Source organism: Aliiroseovarius sp. B-4, from assembly GCF_056857795.1.
Genome location: NZ_JBSXNV010000041.1, coordinates 403,572 through 425,902 on the forward strand (window position 1 = coordinate 403,572; position 22,331 = coordinate 425,902).

At 59.0% G+C, this 22,331-nt stretch carries 22 protein-coding genes; 13 read left to right on the plus strand and 9 right to left on the minus strand.

Going from position 1 to position 22,331, the window contains the following annotated elements; all coding sequences use genetic code 11:
- Positions 1–69 precede the first annotated feature (69 nt).
- From AC13C8_RS17330 to rpiA, 5 genes are all read right to left on the minus strand, one after another.
- Complete coding sequence (locus AC13C8_RS17330; RefSeq protein WP_482848532.1) at positions 70–258, minus strand: DUF2065 domain-containing protein; 189 nt, start codon at positions 256–258, stop codon at positions 70–72.
- Positions 255–1,124: a protease modulator HflC gene (gene hflC, locus AC13C8_RS17335; protein ID WP_091429289.1), complete on the minus strand. Its 870-nt coding sequence runs from the start codon at positions 1,122–1,124 to the stop codon at positions 255–257. Before hflC ends, AC13C8_RS17330 begins: the two co-directional genes overlap by 4 nt.
- Positions 1,124–2,269 (minus strand): FtsH protease activity modulator HflK, encoded by a 1,146-nt coding sequence (hflK, locus tag AC13C8_RS17340; RefSeq protein ID WP_091429287.1) that lies wholly within the window; start codon positions 2,267–2,269, stop codon positions 1,124–1,126. Before hflK ends, hflC begins: the two co-directional genes overlap by 1 nt.
- A gap of 141 nt (positions 2,270–2,410) precedes the next feature.
- Complete coding sequence (gene gor / locus AC13C8_RS17345; protein WP_091432112.1) at positions 2,411–3,778, minus strand: glutathione-disulfide reductase; 1,368 nt, start codon at positions 3,776–3,778, stop codon at positions 2,411–2,413.
- Between the two features lie 153 nt (positions 3,779–3,931).
- Complete coding sequence (rpiA, locus tag AC13C8_RS17350; RefSeq protein ID WP_091429286.1) at positions 3,932–4,714, minus strand: ribose-5-phosphate isomerase RpiA; 783 nt, start codon at positions 4,712–4,714, stop codon at positions 3,932–3,934.
- A 183-nt stretch (positions 4,715–4,897) separates the two neighbouring features.
- Here rpiA and AC13C8_RS17355 point away from each other — a divergent pair, with 183 nt between their 5' ends.
- Both AC13C8_RS17355 and AC13C8_RS17360 read left to right on the plus strand, forming a co-directional pair.
- Positions 4,898–5,251, plus strand: coding sequence for a YbaN family protein (locus AC13C8_RS17355; protein WP_091429284.1), 354 nt, complete (start codon positions 4,898–4,900; stop codon positions 5,249–5,251).
- An 80-nt stretch (positions 5,252–5,331) separates the two neighbouring features.
- Entirely contained in the window at positions 5,332–6,711 is a 1,380-nt protein-coding gene (locus tag AC13C8_RS17360; protein ID WP_482848533.1) for an L-serine ammonia-lyase, read from the plus strand.
- On the opposite strand, the gene AC13C8_RS17365 is transcribed toward AC13C8_RS17360, so the two are convergent.
- Entirely contained in the window at positions 6,708–7,376 is a 669-nt protein-coding gene (locus AC13C8_RS17365) for a thiamine diphosphokinase (RefSeq protein ID WP_482848534.1), read from the minus strand. The two genes, AC13C8_RS17360 and AC13C8_RS17365, sit on opposite strands and share 4 nt — an antisense overlap.
- Before the next feature lie 145 nt (positions 7,377–7,521).
- Between AC13C8_RS17365 and AC13C8_RS17370 the strand changes: the two genes are divergently transcribed.
- Positions 7,522–9,549: a hypothetical protein gene (locus tag AC13C8_RS17370; RefSeq protein ID WP_482848535.1), complete on the plus strand. Its 2,028-nt coding sequence runs from the start codon at positions 7,522–7,524 to the stop codon at positions 9,547–9,549.
- Between the two features lie 74 nt (positions 9,550–9,623).
- Here the strand turns inward: AC13C8_RS17370 and AC13C8_RS17375 are convergent, their stop codons facing one another.
- Positions 9,624–9,902 carry a DUF2842 domain-containing protein gene (locus tag AC13C8_RS17375; RefSeq protein WP_091429276.1) on the minus strand — a complete coding sequence of 93 codons (279 nt, stop codon included), beginning with the start codon at positions 9,900–9,902 and terminating at the stop codon, positions 9,624–9,626.
- 6 nt (positions 9,903–9,908) lie between these two features.
- A complete protein-coding gene (locus AC13C8_RS17380) occupies positions 9,909–11,204 on the minus strand; it encodes an adenylosuccinate synthase (RefSeq protein WP_482848536.1) in 1,296 nt (431 codons plus the stop codon).
- Positions 11,205–11,402: 198 nt separating this feature from the next.
- On the opposite strand from AC13C8_RS17380, the gene secG reads away from it, so the two are divergent.
- The 10 genes from secG to AC13C8_RS17430 all read left to right on the plus strand — a co-directional run bounded on the left by secG (position 11,403) and on the right by AC13C8_RS17430 (position 21,365).
- Positions 11,403–11,786: a preprotein translocase subunit SecG gene (secG, locus tag AC13C8_RS17385; protein ID WP_482848644.1), complete on the plus strand. Its 384-nt coding sequence runs from the start codon at positions 11,403–11,405 to the stop codon at positions 11,784–11,786.
- 198 nt (positions 11,787–11,984) lie between these two features.
- Entirely contained in the window at positions 11,985–13,628 is a 1,644-nt protein-coding gene (locus tag AC13C8_RS17390; RefSeq protein WP_091429271.1) for a CTP synthase, read from the plus strand.
- Between the two features lie 96 nt (positions 13,629–13,724).
- Positions 13,725–14,180 (plus strand): tellurite resistance TerB family protein, encoded by a 456-nt coding sequence (locus AC13C8_RS17395; protein ID WP_091429270.1) that lies wholly within the window; start codon positions 13,725–13,727, stop codon positions 14,178–14,180.
- A 289-nt stretch (positions 14,181–14,469) separates the two neighbouring features.
- Complete coding sequence (locus AC13C8_RS17400; RefSeq protein ID WP_177179302.1) at positions 14,470–15,228, plus strand: ABC transporter ATP-binding protein; 759 nt, start codon at positions 14,470–14,472, stop codon at positions 15,226–15,228.
- A gap of 42 nt (positions 15,229–15,270) precedes the next feature.
- Positions 15,271–15,990, plus strand: a complete 720-nt coding sequence (locus tag AC13C8_RS17405; RefSeq protein WP_091429266.1) for a transporter substrate-binding domain-containing protein — start codon at positions 15,271–15,273, stop codon at positions 15,988–15,990.
- A gap of 101 nt (positions 15,991–16,091) precedes the next feature.
- A complete protein-coding gene (locus tag AC13C8_RS17410) occupies positions 16,092–16,976 on the plus strand; it encodes an ABC transporter permease (RefSeq protein ID WP_091432111.1) in 885 nt (294 codons plus the stop codon).
- Positions 16,973–17,779 (plus strand): ABC transporter permease, encoded by an 807-nt coding sequence (locus tag AC13C8_RS17415; protein ID WP_482848537.1) that lies wholly within the window; start codon positions 16,973–16,975, stop codon positions 17,777–17,779. Before AC13C8_RS17410 ends, AC13C8_RS17415 begins: the two co-directional genes overlap by 4 nt.
- A gap of 106 nt (positions 17,780–17,885) precedes the next feature.
- Positions 17,886–18,566, plus strand: a complete 681-nt coding sequence (locus AC13C8_RS17420; RefSeq protein WP_482848538.1) for a type 1 glutamine amidotransferase — start codon at positions 17,886–17,888, stop codon at positions 18,564–18,566.
- Positions 18,566–19,945 (plus strand): glutamine synthetase family protein, encoded by a 1,380-nt coding sequence (locus AC13C8_RS17425; RefSeq protein WP_091429262.1) that lies wholly within the window; start codon positions 18,566–18,568, stop codon positions 19,943–19,945. The genes AC13C8_RS17420 and AC13C8_RS17425 overlap by 1 nt, the downstream gene beginning before the upstream one ends.
- Before the next feature lie 199 nt (positions 19,946–20,144).
- On the plus strand, positions 20,145–21,365 hold the full coding sequence (locus tag AC13C8_RS17430) for a DegT/DnrJ/EryC1/StrS family aminotransferase (protein WP_091429260.1): 1,221 nt from the start codon (positions 20,145–20,147) through the stop codon (positions 21,363–21,365).
- Here the strand turns inward: AC13C8_RS17430 and AC13C8_RS17435 are convergent.
- Complete coding sequence (locus AC13C8_RS17435; protein ID WP_091429258.1) at positions 21,362–22,324, minus strand: LysR family transcriptional regulator; 963 nt, start codon at positions 22,322–22,324, stop codon at positions 21,362–21,364. The two genes, AC13C8_RS17430 and AC13C8_RS17435, sit on opposite strands and share 4 nt — an antisense overlap.
- Between the last annotated feature and the right edge of the window lie 7 nt (positions 22,325–22,331).

Consider the following 22,331-nt stretch of genomic DNA (forward strand, 5'->3'; position numbering starts at 1 on the left):
CACATAGCAAGTAAATTATGCGGCATGGACAAAGTGACACGCTGGACGCGAACGATATTTTCCGCTGGATCACCCACGCGACATCCAGACCAGCACAGCACCCAAACCCAGCGCCACAAGCCCGATAAGCCGACGCTGGTCACGTGACATTGCGGCCATCATGGCCACAAGATCGTCCAAACGCGAAGGGGCCAGTGCGAACACCAGCCCCTCGATCACGAGCACAAGCCCGATCCCAAACACAACCGTCGAGATCACCGGCCCGTATCCGATTTCAGATAGTCGAAGAACTCGCTGTCCGGCGACAGAACCATCGACGAGTTGGCACCAAGCAGCGAATTTTCATAGGCTTCCAGCGATCGCAGGAAGGCATAGAATTCCTCGTCGCGACCCAGTGCATCGGCCAGAATGCCGTTGCGGCGGGCGTCAGCCTCACCCCGGATGATCTGGGCCTGCTTGCGCGCCTCGGACACGGTTTCGACCACGGTCCGGTCTGCGGTGGCCCGCAAACGCTGGGCCGCTTCGTTACCGCGTGCGATTTCATCGGCGGCCAGACGCTGACGTTCTGCACGCATCCGTTCGAAGGTTGCTTCAAGGTTTTGCTTGGGCAGATCGGCGCGCTTGATGCGCACGTCGATGATCTCGACCCCCAGCGACGCCGCCTGCGTACGGGCTTGATCGCGGATCTGGTTCATCAGAAGAACCCGGTCGGCAGACAGAACCGCGCCAGAGTTCACTTTACCAAGAACCTCACGCAGTTCGGCGTTCAGGATCCGTTCAAGACGCGGTTGTGCACCGGCGATCGAGCTTGCTCCCACGGCACGGCGGAATTGCTTGGCGTCCGAGATACGCCAGCGTGCGAAGGCGTCAACTTCAAGCCGCCGGCTATCGGCGGGCGTCACCTCAAGTTTGCTGGTTTCCAGGGGCAGGATCCGACCGTCATATTTGACGATCTCGTGCAGCACGGGGATCTTGAAATACAGACCCGGATCCGTGATCTCGGCCTGCACCTCACCAAACCAGAGCCGTAGCGCGACCTCGCGTTCATCGACGATATAGATCGCCTGCAACGCGCCAAACAGCACCGCCACAACGGCGACAAGGATGATTTGTGTGCGTTTCATCAGTTCGCCCCTCCGTCCGTTGTTTGCGCTGGTTTGCGCGTCAATTCGTTCAGCGGCAGATAGGGCACTACGCCCCCTTCCCCACCGACATTGTCGTCAAGGATCACCTTGTCCACGCTGCGCATCACTTTCTCGATCGTTTCCAGATACAGACGCTTTCGCGTGATATCCGGAGCCTTCGCGAACTCATCGTAAACAGCGATGAACCGGGCGGCTTCACCTTCGGCCTCGTTGACCACGCGGGCGCGATAGCCTTCGGCTTCTTCCAAAAGCTGTGCGGCTTCACCACGTGCCGCTGCAACCACGCGGTTTGCATAAGCGTCGGCTTGTTTCTGAAGCGTGTCGCGGGTCTGTTCGGCTGCCTGCACTTCGCGGAAACTGTCAATCACGTCTTCAGGCGGGTCGGCCTTGTCAAAGTTCACCCGAACGATGTTTACCCCCGACTGATACCCATCCAGCGTCGACTGGATCAGCTCTTGCAAATCCTGAGCAATGATTCCGCGATCCGAGGTCAGGATCGGAGAAAGACGCGAACGCGCGATAATCTCGCGCATGGCCGATTCCGATACCGCGCGAATGGTGTTTTCCGGCGCGGCTAGGTTAAAGACAAATTTCTCGAGGTCCGAGATGTTCCAGACGACCTGATAGTCGATATCGACGATGTTTTCGTCGCCCGTCAGCATCAGGCCTTCATTGGTGCCGTCACCAATATTGATCACGTTTTCACGCGTTACCGGATAGATTTCCCTTGTGACAATGGGCCAGGGCGCAAAGTTCAGACCCTCTTGACCAACGCCATAGCGTTCACCGAACAGAAGCTCGACCGATTGCTCCGATGTGTCCACGCGATAGAAACTCGCAAATACCCAGACCGCCACAGCGACCAGCGCCACCAACAGGATCGATCCGCGTCCGAAACTGGGCCCGCCGGTGCCACCACCTGAGCCGCCACCGCGACCTTTGTCGCCACGACCGCCCATCAGGACGCGCAACTGCTCCTGTCCCTTTTTCATCAGTTCTTCAATCTCGGGCATTTGCGGTTGATCTTTACCGCCACGGTTGCCGCCACCGTTCGAGGGGGGACGCCCACCAGAGCCGTCACGGTTTCCACCGCCGCCCCAGGGACCGCCATTATCGCTGGCCATCTGGTCCTATTCCTTCCACGTAAATGGTTTCGTCGTCATACCTGACCCTTTGCGGGCCGGATTTCAAGGCACAGAGGGGGCGATACGCCCCGTTTCGAGTTGAATTTCCTGTGCATTCGCATTTCGATATCGGATTGGGGCTTAATCGCTGCGCGTGGGCGACTTCATCAGCACGATTTCTTCCGACATGGTCGGGTGAACTGCAACCGTGCGATCAAAATCTGCCTTGGTGGCCCCCATCTTCACGGCAATAGCGACCAGTTGGATCATTTCGCCTGCCCCGTCACCCACAATATGACAGCCAAGAACCTTCTGGGTTTCCTGGCTGACGACCAACTTGAACAACACGCGTTCATTCATACCAATGAAACTTTTTTGCATGGGGCGGAACGCGGCGCAGTAGACATCGATCTTTTCGCGGGCACGAGCGTCCTCTTCCGACAATCCAACCGTGCCGTATTCTGGCTGCGTAAACACCGCCGAAGCGACGTTTTCGTGGTCTGGTTTGGTCGGGTTGCCGTTGAACACAGTTTCAACAAACGCCATTCCTTCGCGGATCGCGACCGGGGTCAGATTGATCCGGTTCGTGACATCCCCGACCGCATAGATCGACGGAACCGAGGTCTGGCTGTAGTCATCCACGACCACTTCACCGCCGCGACCCAGCTTGACGCCCACGTCTTCCAGACCAAGCCCGTCTGTATTGGGCGTTCGCCCGGTGGCAAACAGCACCTGATCGAACATCTCTGACCGTCCATCCGTGCCCGTGACCAGTATGGCACCATCACGACGCTCCATCTGTTCAACTTCAAGACCGACATGCAGATCGACGCCACGCTCGTGAATATGTTCGGCCAAAAAACCGCGCACTTCGTCATCAAAGCCGCGCAGGATTTGCGCACCGCGATACCACTGCGCGACATGGCTGCCCAGCCCGTTGAAGATGCAGGCGAATTCACAGGCGATATAGCCGCCGCCAACGATCAGAATCCGCTTGGGGAAATCGTCCAGATTGAACACCTCGTTCGAGGTGATGCCCAATTCCTGCGCACCGGGTGTGTCAGGCAGGAAGGGCCGACCGCCGGTCGCCACAAGAATATGCTTGGCTGTGAAGGCCTCGCCCGTCGACAGTTCGACCGTATGAGCATCCTTGATCGTGGCCCGAGCATGGAAAATGTCAGCACCCGAGTTGCCAAGATTCTTGGTATAGATACCTTCCAGCCTGTCGAGTTCGGCGTGAAGCGTGGGCCGGAACGTGCCGGTCCAATCGAAATCGCCGCGCGCATTGTTCTGCCAGCCAAAGGCACGGGCCGCATCGGCAGCGGGACCGAATTGCGAGGCAAAGACCATCAGCTTTTTCGGCACGCAACCCCGGATCACGCAGGTGCCGCCCATGCGAAACTCTTCCGCCAGCGCGACCTTGGCGCCGCTTTCGGCCGCCACGCGACCCGCGCGCACGCCGCCCGATCCGCCACCAATCACAAAGAGGTCATAGTCAAATCCGCTCATATCCATTCGCCTTTCCAGCCCCGACCATATCGTCAGGGCGCAAATCACATTGCGGCAGAAGCTATGGGCAACGCCGTCGGACTTCCAGAGCCAGTTATGTCACATGGTTCACGTTTGCGCGCAGCGAGCCTGCGCCACAGAAAGCCAGAGGGATTAAATATCTGCGAAAATATTCGCGCTGTCTGCGAACTCGATCCGCTCTTCTTCGTGGGTGCCTTCATTGATGTCGATCACCTCGACCCGGCCATCGCCATGGCCGATGACCACCGCGTCGCAAATGTCGATGAACAACCCGTTCTCGACCACGCCCGGCACCTGATTCAGCACCATGGACAGCTTGCGCGGATCCTGAATACGTTTCAGGTGCAGGTCTACGATGTGATTGCCTTCGTCGGTTACGAAGGGAACACCGCCCTTTTCGCGCAGCACGGCCTTGCTGTCCAGAACGTCCATCGCGGCCAACAGCTCTTCGACCAGCCCCTTGGTGGCTTGAAGGCCAAAGGGAATCACCTCGATTGGCAGCGGGAAGGCACCCAGCATGTCGACCCCTTTGGTGGGATCGGCAATCACCACCATCCGGTCCGAGGCCGTGGCGACGATCTTTTCCTGCAGATGCGCGCCGCCGCCCCCTTTTATCAGGCATAGATCCGGGTCGTATTCATCGGTGCCATCAATGGTCAGGTCCAGCCATTTCGCCTCGTCCAGCGTTGTCACCTCGATCCCCACCTGCCGCGCCAGTTCGGCGGTGCGGGTGCTGGTGGGCACGCCAGTGATCTTCAGCCCCTCGCTGCGAACACGTTCGCCCAGGCAACGCACCATCCAGGCGGCGGTGGACCCGGTGCCCAGCCCCACGCGCATTCCGTCTTCGACATATTGAACTGCCCGCTTGGCAGCGACGAATTTGGCGGTGTCGATGGGTGAAAGTTCTCCGGACATGGCAGCGATTCCCCTTGTGGCACATGTTTCGAGTTGTCAGCGTTATAAAACGCATGACCGGGGGAGGCGAGAGGGAACGCAGCACGTTGCCGAATTTCGCCTTCCTGCCGCCGGGTGGACATTCGCCCCGGCATCGCCCAAAGCTGACGCAACGATTTTCTGGCAAGGGCGACTTCCCTCAGGATGAGCAGATATGTCTATATTGTGTTGGGCTGGAGCGCAGTGGCGCTGGGACTGATCGGGGTCATCCTGCCCGTCCTGCCCACCACGCCTTTTCTACTTGTGGCCGCCTTCGCGTTTGGCAAAGGCAGCCCGAAAGCGCGCGCATGGTTGATCGACCACGCCCATTTCGGCCCCGCGATCAAGGATTGGGAAGAGCGTGGCGCGATCTCGCCACGGGCGAAAACACTGGCGGTTTTCATGATGGCACTGGTGTTCGTCGTATCGCTGATCCTTGGCGCGCCACCGCTGGTATTGCTGGCGCAGGCTGTTTTGATGGGCGCAGGGGCAGCTTTTGTGCTGACCCGGCCGGACTGAAGCAAAAAGCGTCGCTTTTGCGCTGACATCCCGGTGTGAAATGATCAATCTGATCCAACCTGCAATCGAACGAGGTCACAATGTTCCTGTCTGTCTTTGACATGTTCAAAATCGGGGTCGGCCCCAGTTCATCCCATACCATGGGCCCAATGGTCGCAGCGGGGCGATTTCTGGACCATCTGCGCGCCCAACCCTTCAAGGTGCAGGGATTGCGCGCCTCTTTGCACGGGTCGCTTGCCTTTACCGGAGTGGGTCACGCGACTGATCGGGCAACCATTCTTGGCCTGGCCGGTTTTCTGCCTGACAGCTATGACCACATCAGCGCCGAAGCCACGTTGGCCGAGATCAACCGCACCGGCACTGTCAGTCCTGTGGGATTGGGCACCTTGGCCTTTGTCCCAAAGACCGACCTGATCTTCGATTATGAAACGCCCCTGCCGGGTCACGCCAACGGGATGCAACTGATGGCCACTGACGCTCAGGGCGATGTGGTGGTGCGCGAGACTTACTATTCCATCGGCGGCGGCTTTGTCGTGACCGAAGCCGAACAGGCACGCGAGGCGGTGTTGGACGTGCGCGATGCCAAGCGGCATCCCTATCCATTCGACACTGCCGCCCAGATGCTTGAGATGGCCCAAGAGTCCGGCAAATCCATCGCCGATATGAAGCGCGAAAACGAGTTGGAACACATGGGTCCAACCGCGCTTGCCGAAGGGCTGGACCGGATTTGGGATGCGATGAACCGGTGCATTGACCGCGGATTGGCGCAGGATGGAATCCTGCCGGGTGGCCTTCTGGTGCGCCGCCGCGCGAAGGCGATCCATGACAGCCTGATGGCGGAACAGGGGATGAACCTGTCCGCCCCGCATATCATCAACGATTGGATGAGCGTCTATGCCATGGCGGTGAATGAAGAAAACGCCGCAGGTGGGCAGGTTGTAACCAGCCCGACCAACGGTGCGGCGGGGGTCTTGCCCGCGGTTGTTCGTTATTGGCTGAACCATGTGCCGGGCGCGGTGCCGTCACGGGTGCATGAATTTCTTCTGACAGCTTCGGCGATTGGCGGGATCGTGAAACACAACGCATCTATTTCTGGCGCGGAAGCGGGGTGTCAGGCCGAGGTTGGATCGGCCAGCGCCATGGCCGCCGCCGGGCTGTGCGCCGTGATGGGCGGCACGCCGATGCAGGTTGAAAATGCCGCCGAGATTGCTTTGGAGCACCATCTGGGTCTGACCTGCGACCCCGTGCGCGGGCTTGTGCAGGTGCCTTGTATCGAGCGCAACGGGCTGGGCGCGATCAAGGCGGTGTCTGCCGCGTCACTGGCCCTGCGCGGCGATGGCACCCATCTTGTGCCACTGGATGCCTGCATCAAGACGATGTTCGAAACCGGGCAGGACATGTCGGAAAAGTATAAAGAGACGTCCCTTGGCGGTTTGGCCGTGAACGTCCCGAACTGCTAGACTTTAGGCGGGGTCAAAACCGCAATGGCATCGGTCAATTGGGCGCGCGGCAGGATCACCAGAAGACCAGGGCCATCAGCCTCGACGGTAACTTTCATCGCGTTGGTTTCATTCGATGTGCCGATCATACCCCAAGGCGACATTTCAAGATCTTCCACCGGCCAGACCAGGCCTGTGCCGCTCACTTTCACCTTGGCCATGGGAAACAGCGAAAACCGGGTGCCGATTGGCAACGACATTGTAAGCGGCGCGGACAGATGGAAGCAAATGTCCACCTCGCCTACCAGTATGACCCGCTTTTCCGGCAGCCGCACCAAGGTGTTATAGCAGGCCAGTTCGTGATCCAGCCGCTTGCCCATGAACCCGACCCCCAGGACCACCGGCGCGTCGATCAGATCAAGCGTTTTGTGGAAATCCGTGCGATTCTGGTCCGGGGTGTCAACGAACCGATCCGCACCGATCACCTTGCGCGCCCGGTCCGACACCGAATCCATATCGCCGGCCACGACCACGGGCACATGCCCCATTTCCAACGCCTGATCCGCACCGCCATCCGCCGCGACAAGCTCTGGCGCAAGGCTCAGACAATGCGCAAGTGTCGCCGGATTCACAACACCGCCGCCCAGCAAAGTCACATTGTGGGAAAATTGACGAAAATATCTCATTATGGACACAATTGTCTCCCAATCTGATTTTAAGAACGGACTTGTCCGGAAAAAATACCGTGGTTTTCACGGCTTTGTTTAAGTTCCCGGAACGATGTAGGGTGGTGTATACCTGCGCAGTTTCGGAGGAGAAAGTGAGTTATCAATGGTGAGCAACAGCAAAATCCTCACTGTATCCTATGGCACTTTTTCGTGCACGCTTGAAGGATTCGACGAGCCATTTGGCACCATGAAGTCCATCGCGGAGTATTTTCGCGATCTGGCAGCGGATGACCGCTATTTCGGTGCGGAGCCCCCGACGCCGGATGCCGAGGTGCTTCACCGTATTGCCGAACGCGAAATTCAGAAACGCGTTCAGGCTCGGGTGGAGGACGATGGAGTTGTTCTGCGTCAGGAAGGCTCGGCCCTGCCTGCTGTGACCAAAACCGGAGCCACGGTGGTGGCCGGTCAGGCGCTGCTGAATGATGATGCAGAAGATCAGGCGGACACTCCGGCAGACGAAGCGGCCGAAGAAGACACTGCCGAAGCCGCAGAGACAGAAAAAGCTGCCCCGGCAGAAGAAGCTCCCGCTGAAGATCGTCATGCAGAGGTCAAGCAAGACGCGGACCAACCGGTCGCCGAGGACGCCACCGAAAACGCTGGCAATGCTGAACACGACAATTTTGAACATATGGCGGAAGAAGCCGCCACGCACGCCCCGGCCGATTTGGACGATGACAGTGCGGAAGCAAAGCTGGATCGTATTCGCGCCGTTGCAAACGACGCCAGCTTGGACGATTTCTCGGACGACCCGGATGTCGAGCCGTTTTATGACGCCGACAAGAAAGACGTTGCGGCGGAAAGCGCCGTCATCGACGCCACGGTTGATCAGGACGAAGCACAGGAAGCAGACGCACAGCCGGACGCAACCGAAGAGGTCTCTGACGAAGCCTCATCCACAGATGGTCCGTTGGTTCTGAGCGCGGATGCCAGCGTCCGTACTGACACAGATGAAGATGTTGACGCCATTCTGTCCCAACTGAATGCACAAGGCGATCAGGCCGACCAAGACGTGGCCGAAGTGGACGCCAGCTATGACGATGAAGACGATGCTGATCTGGACATCGAAGACGGCGTCACCAATGTTCTGGAAAACACCTTCGACGACGAACCAGAGGCTTTGCGCCCCGTCAATCGTGTTGTGCGTGTGAAGCGGATGCGGCGCGAGGATGGCGTTGAAGAACTGACCGTTACACCGAAAGACGTGGAAGACGCGACCGTTCTGGACTCTGATGACGCAGAACAGGATGACGGGAGCCCCGACGACGGCGATCAGAACGATCACTCGACCCTGAAACTGCTGAACATGATTGACCACGAGGTCAAAACCGAAGCGCGCCGCGAACGTCGCGAGCAGGTGTTTGACAACGGTGCCGCCGATCAAAGCGACGAGACTTTGAACCGGATTCTGGCTGAAACCAACGACAAGATGGACAGCCAGGAAGTTTCGCGCCGCCGCAACTCGATCGAACATCTGAAAGCCGCCGTGCAAGCAAAACGCGCTGATGAAGATGCCGGTGAGGTCGAGGACGAAGAACACGAAGAAGACCCGTATCGCGAAGACCTGGCCCGCGCCGTCCGCCCGAAGCGTCCCGAAAACACCGAGTCGAAGGGCAATTCGTTGCGTATGGCCCCGCTGGTTCTGGTGTCAGAGCAGCGCGTCGATGCCATTCGCGATACCGATGAAGACGCGGACACCGATGCAAAGGGCAACAAGGCCGTGCGAATCGTGCGCCCGCGCCGTGTCAGCCGCAAACCCGGCAGCAAGGCGGAAACCGTCGCCGGGCAGGCACCTGTTGATGGTGCCGGCAAAACCTTCGGTGCCGTCTCGGCAGACCCCTCTCAGGATGGGTTCGCGGCCTATGTGAATGGGGCCGATGCCTCGGACATGACGGGCTTGATGGAGGCTGCTGCCACCTATGCCACGAAAGTTCAGGGAATGCCGCAGTTCAGCCGCCCGCATGTGATGCGGTTGGTCGTCGCGCTGAACGTCAATGGTGGCATCTCGCGCGAAGAAGCCTTGCGCGCGTTTGGTCGTCTGTTGCGTGAAGGTCGTATCAGCAAGATTGCACCGGGCCGCTTTGCCCTTGCGGAAGGCGACGCAACCGATGAAAGCGGACGCCAATCAGCCTAACCTGTTAAAATTTAAATAAAAGCTCGACCCCTTAGGGGTCGTGCTTTTGTTTTAGGGGCTTGGCGGATAGTTCGTTATTTCTTTGTGCCGCGCTTCTCCTCCTCGGCGTCCACCGGATCATGCGGATAGCTGTCCGGATCGGCATCCGGGTCGGGCTTGCCCACGCCCAGAAACACCTTTCGCAGCGGGATCATCCACAAAAAACCAAGCACGATATAGACCAGCAGCTCCATTAGGATCGGCGGGCGGTCAAACAGGCTGACCACCTTCACCGCCACAAGAATGTATAGTGGCAACCCCACCAGTAAAACCAGCAAAGACAGGCGCTTACGTGCTTTGTATCCCAATGCCATTGTCGATCAATCCGCGAACGGGTCGGTGACAAGAATGGTGTCGTCCCGTTCCGGGCTGGTGGACAGAAGGGCGACGGGGCAGTCGATCAGCTCTTCCACGCGTTTCACATATTTGATCGCGTTGGCGGGCAGATCGTTCCAACTGCGCGCGCCCTCGGTCGTTTCGGACCAGCCCGGCATTTCTTCGTAGATTGGCGCGCAGCGGGCCTGTTCGTTTTCCGCGGTCGGCAAATAGTCCATCCGCTTGCCGTCCAACTCGTATCCGACGCAGATTTTCAGCGTTTCGAACCCGTCCAAAACGTCGAGCTTGGTCAGCGAAATGCCCGACACACCCGAGGTCGCACAGGTCTGGCGCACCAGCGCCGCGTCGAACCAGCCGCAGCGGCGTTTGCGCCCGGTCGTGGTGCCGAATTCATGGCCACGTTCGCCAAGGCGCTGGCCGTCATCATCGTCCAACTCGGTTGGGAACGGACCTTCGCCCACACGGGTGGTGTATGCTTTCACGATACCCAGCACATAGTCGATCGAACCGGGGCCGATGCCCACGCCCGTGGCTGCCTGCCCGGCGATCACGTTCGACGAGGTGACGAAAGGATAGGTGCCGAAGTCGATGTCCAGAAGTGCACCCTGCGCCCCTTCAAACAAAATACGTTTGCCCGCTTTGCGCTTTTCATTCAACACTTTCCAGACCGGGGCTGCGAAACGCAGAATTTTCGGGGCCACTTCTTTCAGAAGGGCGATCAGGGCGTCCCGGTCAATCGGGTCGATCCCCAATCCCTTGCGCAGCGGGTCGTGGTGCTGAAGGGCACGGTCCACGCGGGTTTCAAGCGTGACCTCATCAGCCAGATCGGCGACGCGGATGGCACGACGCCCCACCTTGTCTTCGTAGCACGGGCCGATGCCGCGCCCGGTGGTGCCGATCTTGGTGCCTTTCGATGCCGCCTCTTCCCGCGCGCGATCCAATTCACCGTGGAACGGCAATATCAGCGGCGTGTTTTCGGCAATCATCAACGTATCCGGCGAGATCACGACCCCTTGCCCGGTAATCGTTTCGATCTCGGTCAAAAGATGCCAGGGATCCAGCACGACACCATTGCCGATCACCGACAATTTCCCGCCGCGCACGACACCGGACGGCAGGGCGTGCAGCTTATAGACCTTGCCTTCCACAACCAGCGTATGGCCCGCATTGTGGCCGCCTTGAAAGCGCGCGATCACATCGGCACGTTCGCTGAGCCAGTCAACGATCTTGCCCTTTCCCTCATCGCCCCACTGGGCACCTACGACGACTACATTGGCCATGATCTATTTCCTGTCTCAAAGAAAACCCGCTAGGGTCATAGCCGCACATGCCTTTGTGTGAAACCCGTAATCCGCATGTGAACGGATAAACGCGGGAAGTATTCACATAATGAGGCGCCACGCTTCTTGCACCCCTTCGGCTTTTCCCCTACATAGCCCCGCAGATTGAACGAACCCCCAGCCACGGAAGCGTCCCTTATGGAAAACGTCATCCTCGTCATTCACCTGATCCTGGCCCTTGGCCTGATCGGGATCGTGCTTTTGCAGCGCTCGGAAGGTGGCGGTTTGGGCATCGGCGGTGGCGGTGGCGGTGGTGGTGGCGTAATGTCATCACGCGGAGCAGCCACCGCGTTGGGCAAACTGACCTGGGTCTTTGCCATTGCGTTTCTCGGCACCTCGATCACCCTGACGGTGATTGCGGCGAAGAACTCGGCTGACACATCGGTTGTGGATACGCTGGGGATCGAAGCCCCTGCCGTTGACGGTGCCGCAAGCCCCGACGCACCTGTCACGCCTGACGTGTCCGACCTGCTGCCTCCGAGTAGCGCGGATGACAGCCTGACCCCGCCCCGCGCGGACTGATACCCACAAGACCTTGAGGCAGGGCGGATTTTCCGCCCCATCATCTTGCGATCTGGTTGCGCGGGGGACCGGAATCGATTATGTCTTTAATCCCGTGGACAACGGATTCGCCGGGGCTTTTTTCGTGGCCGCACGCAGAGTTCGAAAACCAAAATCCAAAGGCGCAGAGGCGCCGGTTTCACGGGGGCAGCCTGACGCATGGCACGTTACATTTTCATCACCGGCGGTGTGGTTTCTTCATTGGGCAAGGGACTGACCGCCGCTGCCTTGGGTGCCTTGTTGCAGGCGCGCGGCTATTCGGTGCGGATGCGCAAACTCGACCCCTACCTGAACGTCGATCCCGGCACGATGAGCCCGTTTGAACATGGCGAGGTGTTCGTCACCGATGACGGGGCGGAAACCGACCTGGACCTTGGGCATTACGAACGGTTTACCGGGGTGGCGGCGCGCGCCACCGATTCCGTTTCGTCGGGCCGCATCTATACCAATGTGTTGGAAAAAGAGCGACGCGGCGACTATCTGGGCAAAACGATTCAGGTAATTCCGCATGTCACCAATGAAATCAAAGAGTTCATTGAAATCGGTGATGATGAAGTTGACTTCATGCTGTGTGAAATCGGCGGCACGGTCGGCGATATCGAAGCCCTGCCCTTCTTTGAAGCGATCCGTCAGTTCAGCCAGGAACGCCCGCGTGGTCAGTGTATTTTCATGCACCTCACCCTGCTGCCCTATCTGGCGGCCTCGGGCGAATTGAAGACGAAGCCCACCCAACACTCGGTGAAGGAACTGCGCTCGATCGGCATCGCGCCAGATGTGCTGGTCTGTCGCGCCGAGCATCCTATCCCGGAAAAAGAGCGTGCCAAGATCGCGCTGTTCTGTAACGTCCGCCTTGACGCTGTGATACCTGCATATGACCTGAAGTCGATCTATGAGGCGCCCATGGCGTTCCACAATGTCGGGTTGGATCAGGCCGTGCTGGACGCGTTCCAGATCGCCCCCGCCCCCAAACCTGATCTGCGCCGCTGGGAGGATGTTGAAGACCGCATCCACAACGCCGAAGGCGAAGTGCGCGTGGCGGTGGTCGGCAAGTATATCCAGCTTGAGGATGCCTATAAATCAATCAAGGAAGCCCTGATGCATGGTGGCATGGCCAACCGTGTGCGGGTGAAACTGGAATGGGTGGATGCGGAACTGTTCGAGCAGGAAGACCCGGCACCCTATCTGGAAGGTTTCCATGCGATCCTTGTCCCCGGCGGGTTCGGCGAGCGTGGCACCGAAGGCAAGATCAAGGCCGCACAGTTCGCCCGTGAACGCAAGATCCCTTATCTGGGCATTTGTCTGGGGATGCAGATGGCAGTGGTCGAAGCCGCGCGCAACGTGGCGGGCATCGAGGATGCTGGATCGGAGGAATTCGACCACGAAGCCGGAGAAACCCGCTTTACCCCCGTCGTCTATCACCTGAAGGAATGGGTGCAGGGTAATTACAAGGTCAAACGCAAAGTCTCGGACGACAAGGGCGGCACGATGCGGCTGGGCGCCTATACCGCGACTTTGGCCGACGGATCGAAGGTTGCCGAAATCTATGGCGCGACGACCATCGAAGAACGCCACCGCCATCGCTATGAAGTCGACACCAAATACCGCAAACAACTGGAGGAATGCGGATTGCATTTCTCGGGCATGTCGCCGGATGGTCGGCTGCCGGAAATCGTTGAATGGAAAGATCATCCCTGGTTCGTCGGTGTGCAGTTCCACCCGGAACTGAAGTCAAAACCCTTTGATCCGGCGCCGCTGTTTGCTGATTTCGTTCGTGCGGCGAAAGACATTGAGCGGCTGGTCTGATCCCGATGAGGAACGCATGATGTCGCTTGACACGCTTGTGATCCGCGATGGGCAATCCGGGCTGGCATTTTAAGATGGGTGTCTTAGGTTAGCGTCATGATCCGATCCTTATTGTCGAAACTCAGCCAACCCGACCCCAGTCCGCTGGACAAGGATGACGCGCGGCTGGCCATTGCCGCCCTTCTGGTGCGACTGGCGCGATCTGACAATGCCTATGGCGCGACCGAAATTGACGAGATCACGCGCATCCTGTCCCGCCGCTACGGTTTAACACCCGACGCAGCCGCCGCATTGCGACATGAAGCCGAACAGACCGAAGCTGCTGCCCCCGACACTGTGCGTTTTACCAATGCGGTAAAGGATGGTGTGCCGCTGGACGACCGGATTGCCGTAATCGAAGCGGCGTGGTCCGTCGTGCTGGCCGATGGTGTGCGCACGATGGAAGAGGATGCGTTGATGCGGATGATCCCACGCTTTCTTGGCATCACGGATCTGCAAAGCAACGAGGCTCGTCTTCGGGCCACGCAGGAAATCACCGGCGGCGGCACCTGAGCAGTGCAATCTATGGAACCACCCCTTGGCGCGGTGCCCACTTCGCGACCCAGTGCGCACATTTGCGTCGGACTGAGGGTTCAACCGTAACGCGCACGTCGTGGATCGCCATGCACAATATGCCTTGCCTGACCGCCGATCCGCCCGGATTTACGTTACTTCCCCGCCTTTTCGCCGTTGCAATTCAGGCGAATATGCGCCCTACTCCGGTGTCACACCACTTGTTTCACAACTAGGCTTCCAAGTGCCACTAGACAACGCTGCCCAAAACTCCTCCACAGCCACGCCTGTGATCCAGATCAGTGACCTTCACAAAAGTTACGGGGCTCTTGAAGTCCTGAAAGGGGTCGATCTGGTCGCCGAGCGTGGGCATGTTGTGTCGCTGATCGGGTCGTCGGGTTCGGGCAAATCCACACTTCTGCGCTGTGCAAACCTGCTTGAGGACAGCCAGCAAGGGGAAATCCTGTTTGAAGGTGAACCGATCAAATGGCGCGGCCATGCTTTGCACCGGCACCCCGCTGACCGCGCGCAAGTCACACGAATCCGCACCAACCTGTCGATGGTGTTTCAACAGTTCAACCTCTGGTCCCACATGACCATCCTGCAAAATGTGATGGAAGCCCCAGTGACGGTGCTGGGCCGGAACAAGGCCGAGGTCGAGGAAAAAGCCCGCGCCTATCTGGCGAAAGTTGGCATTGGCGACAAATGCGATGTCTGGCCCGCGCAACTGTCCGGCGGGCAGCAACAACGTGCCGCCATCGCGCGCGCTCTGTGCATGGAACCGAAGGCGCTTTTGTTTGACGAGCCGACATCGGCCCTTGATCCAGAGTTGGAGCAAGAGGTGGTCAGGGTCATCAAGGATTTGGCCACCGAAGGACGCACCATGGTGATCGTGACCCACGATATGCGGTTGGCGGCAGATGTGTCGGACCACGTCATCTTCTTGCATCAAGGTCTGATTGAAGAAGAAGGCCCACCCGAAACGCTGTTCGGATCGCCGAAAAGCGAACGGCTACAACAGTTTCTATCGGCCACCCAACCCGGCTGATTTGAAAAACCAAGAAAACCAACACTTTAAGGGAGTTAACTTATGAAAAAGCTGATCCTTTCGACCGCGGCTCTCGCGATCTCGGCAGGTTTCGCGATGGCCCAAAGCGACAAGACCGTGCGTCTTGGCACCGAAGGCGCCTATGCACCGTGGAACTTTGTCAACGATGCCGGCGAGATTGACGGCTTCGAACGCGAACTGGGCGACGAGCTGTGCAAACGCGCCGACCTGACCTGTGAATGGGTCAAGAACGAATGGGACACGATCATCCCGAACCTCGTGTCGGGCAACTATGACGCGATCATCGCGGGCATGTCGATCACCGATGAACGCGACGAAGTCATCGACTTCACCCAGCCCTACACCCCACCAGATCCTTCCGCCTATCTTGCCATGTCGCCGGATGTGGACCTTGAAGGCGGCGTGATCGCGGCGCAGGCGACCACCATTCAGGCCGCATTCGTTGCTGAACAGGGCTGGACCGTGGTCGAGTTCCCGACCCCCGAAGAAACCGTCGCGGCGGTGAAGAGCGGTGAAGCGGATGCAGTTCTTGCCGACAAGAGCTATCTTGACACGATGGTCGGCTCGGACGGCTTGGTGATGCTGGAGCGGATGGAAGCCATTGGCGGCGGTGTCGGAATGGGTTTCCGTGAAAGCGATGCCGAACTGCGTGACACGTTCGACGCAGCGATCCAGTCCATGAAGGATGACGGTTCTCTGAACGAGATGATTGCCAAGTGGGAAGTTTCTTCGCAGTGGTAATAATCTGAACCTTTGGCCCGCGCGTGTGTCGTGCGGGCCATTTTTTGCCCGTGCGGTTCGACCAGACCGGCACACCGGGGCAACCCCAATCGGTAATCGCAATGTTTTCCTACTGCACCGACCCGTCAACACTTGAGGGCCTGACCTGGCTTAGCTGCTACCTGTCCACAGGCAAGCACATGGCCTTTTACTTGTCCTTCCTGACGGTCATCGCGTTGCTCTTGATCACGGCACCGGTTGCGCTCTTGTTTGGTTTTGCCGGCGCGTCCGCCGCTCGCTCGCGGTTCTTGCCGCTGAGTCTGCTGGGCAAAACCTACACGGCGATTGTGCGTGGTGTTCCCGACATCGCCTTTTTCATGTTTTTCGTCATCGCTCTGGACCAAGCCTTTGAATATCTGCGCCACAAGGTCAAATGTCCCGATTGGTCTGAACCGATCCGCCAGGGCAGCGACTTCGTTGTCTGCACTCAGGCCAAACTGCCCCTGTCCACCAGCCCGCAATGGGTGCACGAGGTCTATGGTTTTTCACTCGCGGTTCTGACCTTCTCTATCGTCTTCGGCGCGTTTGCGGCCAATGTGCTGTATGGCGCGATGCGCGCGGTGCCCCACGCCCAGCTAGAGACTGCCGAAGCCTATGGCATGACCTCGCGCCAAACCTTCTGGCGTATCCTTGTGCCGCAGATGTGGATCTTCGCCCTGCCCGGCCTGTCGAACCTGTGGATGATCCTTGTGAAAGCCACGCCGCTTCTGTTCCTTCTTGGGGTTGAAGATATCGTCTATTGGGCACGCGAGCTTGGCGGCACCAAGACAGCGCGCTTTTCCGATTATCCCCATGGCAATTGGCACGCGATCTATTTCTTTGGGCTGCTCGTGTTCTATCTGATGCTGACATCCGTCAGCGAACGGATTTTCAAACGCATCACGCGACGCCTGTCACATGGACAGGCCACCGCTGCCGGTGAAGCCCAGCGAAAGGCCGCACAATGAGCTGCCTTCAAACCATTCAGGATTATGCCCTGCGTTCGGTCGGGATTGGCGAACGTCTGCTGCCGCGCGAAGATTTCACCCTGTGCGAACAGGTGACGTTGATCGGGTCGGGAATGATCTGGAACATTTATTTCGGCCTGATTGCCATCTTGCTGGGGTTCTTTGCCGCCACCGGCATGGCGCTGGCCAAGAACAGCCAGAATGTGTGGATACGCAAACCGGCTGATTTCTTCATCTATGTGTTTCGCGGCTCGCCCCTGTTCATTCAGATGTTCTTTGCCTATGCGGTTTTTGTGGTTCTGAAACAAAGCGTGCCGCTCTTTGCGCCCTTCACCTCGGCCTGGCTGGGGGCGACGCTGGTTCTGTTCCTGAACACCACCGCCTATACCGCCGAGATCTTTTATGGCGCGCTGCAATCCATTCCCAAGGGTGATCTTGAGGCGGCGGATGCGTATGGCATCAGCGGGCGCACCCGGTTCACCCGGATCGTCTGGCCATCCATGTTGCGGCTGGCCTGGCCCGCCTATACGAACGAAGCGATCTTTCTGTTCCACGCGACTGCGCTGGTGTTCTTCTCGGGCTTTCCGGTGTGGGGGCAACGCGGCGATGCGTTGTATTACGCCAGCTATTTTGCCGACAAAACGTTCAACCCATTCGTGCCCTATCCCATTCTGGCCGGGTTCTTCATCCTGCTGACGCTGACGGTGATCACGATTTTCGGTCAGGTTGGAAAGCGGTTGAACCGGCATTTGCCGCAAGCGGTCATCCGACGTCCCGGTTTCATGCGCACCATGATGCGATAGCCACCAACCCGCGACGGTGGCACGCCCATCCGCCGATTTCCCCTCTTGCCCCGGCACATTGGCTCGGTTAGTGTCCAATCCATAATTTGATCAAATTCGGTGATTCATGCGGATCGGTATCCTACAAACCGGCCACTCCCCTGATGAAGTGCGTGACGATCTGGGCGATTATGGCCAGATGTTCACCCGGCTTCTGGACGGGCATGGCTATGACTTCACAATCTACAGCGTGGTGGACAACCAGTTTCCCGACGGCCCCGGCGCGGCAGATGGCTGGCTGATCACAGGGTCGAAACACGGCGCTTATGAGGATCACGACTGGATCCCCCCGCTGGAAGAGCTGATCCGCGACATTCGCGATGCGAACCTGCCCCTTGTGGGTGTGTGCTTTGGCCATCAGATCATCGCGCAGGCCCTTGGCGGCAAGGTCGAGAAGTTCGATGGCGGCTGGGCCGTGGGACGTCAGGTCTATGACATCAACGGCGAAAAGATCGCGCTGAACGCCTGGCATCAGGATCAGGTGGTCAAACTGCCCGAAGACGCGCGGGTCTTTGCGTCGAACGACTTTTGCGAATATGCAGGGCTGATGATCGGCGACAAGATCATGACGATCCAGCCTCATCCGGAATTCACGGCCCAGATGATCGACGCTTTGATCAAATACCGGGGCCGCGGCAACATATCGGATGATGTCCTGTCCCACGCAGAAGACGGGCTGGCGCAAGTCATTGACGCCGACAAATTCGCAGATCAAATGGCAGATATCCTGAACAAAGGAGACAGGTAATGGACACGTCAATAACAGACACCAATGCCTGGATGGACGATCTGCCCGAAGCCGCGCGGGCCTATCTGGATGGCAAACGCCTCGACGAGGTTGAATGTATCGTCTCGGACCTGCCTGGCATTGCGCGCGGCAAGGCCGTGCCAGCGGGCAAGTTCGCCCGGCAGGACTATTTCCACCTGCCCGACAGCGTGTTTTATCAGACAATCACCGGCGACTGGGGCGAAGCCGCTGGCGATGAAGGGTTCATCGAACGCGACATGACGCTGGTGCCCGACATGTCCACCGCCACCGCCGCGCCATGGACGGGCGACTGGACGTTGCAGGTGATCCATGACGCCTATGACCGCAAGAAAGCTCCCATCCCCTACAGCCCCCGCAACGTGCTGAGGCGGGTGGTTGATCTGTATCACGCGCAAGGGTGGGAGCCGGTCGTCGCGCCCGAGATGGAGTTCTATCTGGTCGCCCGCAACCTCGACCCGGCCGAGAAGATCAAACCGATGATGGGCCGATCCGGTCGCCCGGCGGCGGCGCGTCAGGCCTATTCAATGACCGCTGTTGACGAGTTCGGCCCGGTAATCGACGACATCTATGATTTCGCAGAAGCGCAGGGGTTCGAGATTGACGGCATCACACAAGAAGGTGGCGCGGGCCAGCTGGAGATCAACCTGATCCACGGCGACCCGATCAAGCTGGCCGACGAAGTGTTCTATTTCAAACGTCTGATCCGCGAGGCCGCGCTGCGCCACGATTGCTTTGCCACGTTCATGGCCAAGCCGATTGCCGAAGAGCCGGGATCCGCCATGCACATTCACCATTCGGTGCTGGATCGCAAAACCGGCGAGAATATCTTTGCCGGACCTCAAGGGGGCGATACAGACGCGTTTTTCCACTTCATCGCCGGGATGCAGAACCACCTGCCCAGCGCAGTGGCGGTGCTGGCACCTTATGTGAACAGCTATCGCCGCTATGTGAAAGACAACGCGGCACCGATCAACCTGGAATGGGGCCGCGACAACCGCACAACAGGTATCCGCGTGCCGCTGTCCTCACCCAAGGCGCGGCGCGTTGAAAACCGCATCGCGGGGATGGACTGCAACCCCTATCTTGGGATCGCTGCCAGCCTTGCCGCTGGCTATCTTGGCCTGATGGAAGAAAAACGCCCGACGCCACAGTTCCGGGGCGACGCCTATCAGGGGGAAGAGGATATCCCCCGCGATTTGGGCTATGCGCTGGAGCTGTTTGACGAGGCCACGAGCTTGCACGAGGTTCTCGGTCCGGAATTCGCACGCGTCTATTCCATCGTGAAGAAGGCTGAATACAACGAGTTCTTGCAAGTCATCAGCCCATGGGAACGCGAACATCTGCTTTTGAACGTGTAAGATAAGGCGGGGGCTTCGGGAAACTGGGTGCCTCAACCCTTTGCGTGGCTGAACGGCCATCGGCGGGTCTGTGTTCGGATTCCATTTATAAGCACATTTTTCTGGTTTTTCGGCGGGGATTCATCTACGGATTATCCGAAGAAGAGTTTCGGCAAATCGAAATTGACCCGATTCTCGTCCACATGAGCAGGAGCCGACTTTGACCCTTGCCCCCAACGTCTATGACGCTGAACCCATCCCCGAAGCCGCCCGCGCCGAGATCGACCGGCTTTTGCAATCGGGCGATCTGTTTCGCTATACGGCACCCGAAGATGCCCCGGTCAGCCTGCTGGAAGCCGAATTTGCCGAGATGATGGGCGCGAAATACGCGCTGGCCGTCGCCAGTTGTTCGGCCGCGCTGTTTTTGTCACTCAAGGCACTGGACTTACCGCGCGACACCAAGGTTCTGATCCCGGCTTTCACCTTTGCCGCCGTGCCAAGCGCGGTCGTCCATGCCGATTGCCAGCCGGTTCTGGTCGACGTCAAAGACAATTACCGCATCGACATGGAGGATTTCGCCGCCAAGCTGACCGGCGACATAAAGGCCGTGATCATCAGCCACATGCGCGGGCACACATCCGACATGGATGCCATCATGGCGCTGTGCGACACCGCCGGTGTGCCGGTGATCGAGGATGCGGCCCATTCACTGGGCACGCTGTGGCACGGGCGCAAGATCGGGACCATCGGCAAGATTGGTTGTTTCTCGTTCCAGTCCTACAAGATGCTGAATGCGGGCGAAGGCGGGATCCTGATCACTGACGATGCCGACCTGATCGCCCGTGCGGTCATCATGTCGGGCGCTTACGAACACAACTGGAAAAAACACAAAGGCCCGCGCGGTGACAACACTTCGGCCCTGCAAGATGCTTTTGCGCGCTGGCAGAACCAATTGCCGCTTTACAACACGCGCCTGTCGAACCTGTCGGCAGCGGTCATTCGGCCCCAACTGGACGAATTGCAGCGCAGGGTTAGGGATGGGTTGAAGAACCACGATTACGTGGCTGACCGGCTGAACCAAAGCCCGTGGATCGACGTGCCCGCCCCCCTGCCCCCGGAAACCCGCGCGCCTGATTCCATCCAGTTCAACCTCGTCGGAATGAGCGACGATGACACCCGCGCCTTTCAGAATGCCGCGAAACGACGCGGTGTCTCGGTGCAGGTGTTCGGGATGAGCACGGATAACGCGCGTGCGTTCTGGAACTGGCATTTCATCGGCGATCAAGGCGAACTGCCGCAAACCCGCGACATGTTGATGCGTGCCTGTGACACCCGGCTGCCGGTGCGTCTGAAAAGGCCCGATCTGGATTTCATCGCCGATGCGTTGGTGGCAGCGGCAGCTGATGTCAAAGCGCCGTCAGCCAAGACGAACGCCGCCTAAAGCACCACCAGCTTGTCGCGCAACCACGGATAGGATTGCGCGGCGGGGTCCACGATCATGTCCGTCAGGATCGTCCGGGCACGGGCCGCCATGTCGTGCGGCAAGTTGCCCAACACGCCCTCGCGCGCGGTCAGGTTGATCCGGCGGGTGATCGGGGCGAAAGGCAGTTCGATCAATTCGGTCTGCGCGCGGAACCTCTGGGCGTGGAAAAAGCCCAACGGTGTGATGATCGTCCAGCCTGCGCCTGCCGCCACCATCGCCATGATCGCGTGATAGCTGTCCAGTTCAAACCGGTTGTGAAGGTGAATATTCTGTCGCGCCAGATGGTCCGAGATCACACGCCCCATGTGATGGCGTGCTGTGTATTGCACCAGTGGCAGATCGCGCAGGGTTTGGGTGGGGTCCGCCGTGTCGGCCACGCCTCTTGGAACCGCGGCAACGAAGGGCTCCTCCATCAGCGCGTGAACCTCCATCCAGTCCGCCGACGCGCCCGTGTCTGCCGCAATAATCACGTCCAGCGCGCGGGCATCCAGCTGGTCATGCAACCGATGAGACGCGCCGGTTTCCAGAAGAAAACGAGTGGATTGCATGTCGCCCGCAAGCTCAGACAACAGGCGGGGGGTCACATCGGCGTCGAAATCCTCGATCATGCCCAGCCGCAAGCGCGACAATTGTGACATTGCCCCCAGCGCCAATTCGGCGCGGGCCTGTTCGGCCTCGTTCAGGATGGCTTGCGCGCGTTTCAGAAACAGCGCCCCGGCAGGGGTCAGGTTCATCGGGCGGGCGGATCGATCCAGAAGTGTCGTGCCCAGCGCGGTCTCGAGATTGGTCAGTTGCTGGCTGACCGAAGATGGGCTGGCCCCCAGTCTGCGGGCCGCAATCGAGATCGACCGTTCGTCGGCGGCTGCGACAAAAACTTCGACACCCCAAAGGGTGATACGTCCGGCTGTTTCGACCATTTCCTGC

Bases quoted from the DNA above. Each gene is read 5' to 3' on its own strand.
- hflC (WP_091429289.1), bottom strand. From the start codon at position 1,124: ATGAAACGCACACAAATCATCCTTGTCGCCGTTGTGGCGGTGCTGTTT.
- hflK (WP_091429287.1), bottom strand. From the start codon at position 2,269: ATGGCCAGCGATAATGGCGGTCCCTGGGGCGGCGGTGGAAACCGTGAC.
- gor (WP_091432112.1), bottom strand. From the start codon at position 3,778: ATGAGCGGATTTGACTATGACCTCTTTGTGATTGGTGGCGGATCGGGC.
- rpiA (WP_091429286.1), bottom strand. From the start codon at position 4,714: ATGTCCGGAGAACTTTCACCCATCGACACCGCCAAATTCGTCGCTGCC.
- AC13C8_RS17355 (WP_091429284.1), top strand. From the start codon at position 4,898: ATGAGCAGATATGTCTATATTGTGTTGGGCTGGAGCGCAGTGGCGCTG.
- AC13C8_RS17360 (WP_482848533.1), top strand. From the start codon at position 5,332: ATGTTCCTGTCTGTCTTTGACATGTTCAAAATCGGGGTCGGCCCCAGT.
- AC13C8_RS17365 (WP_482848534.1), bottom strand. From the start codon at position 7,376: ATGAGATATTTTCGTCAATTTTCCCACAATGTGACTTTGCTGGGCGGC.
- AC13C8_RS17370 (WP_482848535.1), top strand. From the start codon at position 7,522: ATGGTGAGCAACAGCAAAATCCTCACTGTATCCTATGGCACTTTTTCG.
- AC13C8_RS17375 (WP_091429276.1), bottom strand. From the start codon at position 9,902: ATGGCATTGGGATACAAAGCACGTAAGCGCCTGTCTTTGCTGGTTTTA.
- AC13C8_RS17380 (WP_482848536.1), bottom strand. From the start codon at position 11,204: ATGGCCAATGTAGTCGTCGTAGGTGCCCAGTGGGGCGATGAGGGAAAG.
- secG (WP_482848644.1), top strand. From the start codon at position 11,403: ATGGAAAACGTCATCCTCGTCATTCACCTGATCCTGGCCCTTGGCCTG.
- AC13C8_RS17390 (WP_091429271.1), top strand. From the start codon at position 11,985: ATGGCACGTTACATTTTCATCACCGGCGGTGTGGTTTCTTCATTGGGC.
- AC13C8_RS17395 (WP_091429270.1), top strand. From the start codon at position 13,725: ATGATCCGATCCTTATTGTCGAAACTCAGCCAACCCGACCCCAGTCCG.
- AC13C8_RS17405 (WP_091429266.1), top strand. From the start codon at position 15,271: ATGAAAAAGCTGATCCTTTCGACCGCGGCTCTCGCGATCTCGGCAGGT.
- AC13C8_RS17410 (WP_091432111.1), top strand. From the start codon at position 16,092: ATGTTTTCCTACTGCACCGACCCGTCAACACTTGAGGGCCTGACCTGG.
- AC13C8_RS17415 (WP_482848537.1), top strand. From the start codon at position 16,973: ATGAGCTGCCTTCAAACCATTCAGGATTATGCCCTGCGTTCGGTCGGG.
- AC13C8_RS17420 (WP_482848538.1), top strand. From the start codon at position 17,886: ATGCGGATCGGTATCCTACAAACCGGCCACTCCCCTGATGAAGTGCGT.
- AC13C8_RS17425 (WP_091429262.1), top strand. From the start codon at position 18,566: ATGGACACGTCAATAACAGACACCAATGCCTGGATGGACGATCTGCCC.
- AC13C8_RS17435 (WP_091429258.1), bottom strand. From the start codon at position 22,324: ATGGTCGAAACAGCCGGACGTATCACCCTTTGGGGTGTCGAAGTTTTT.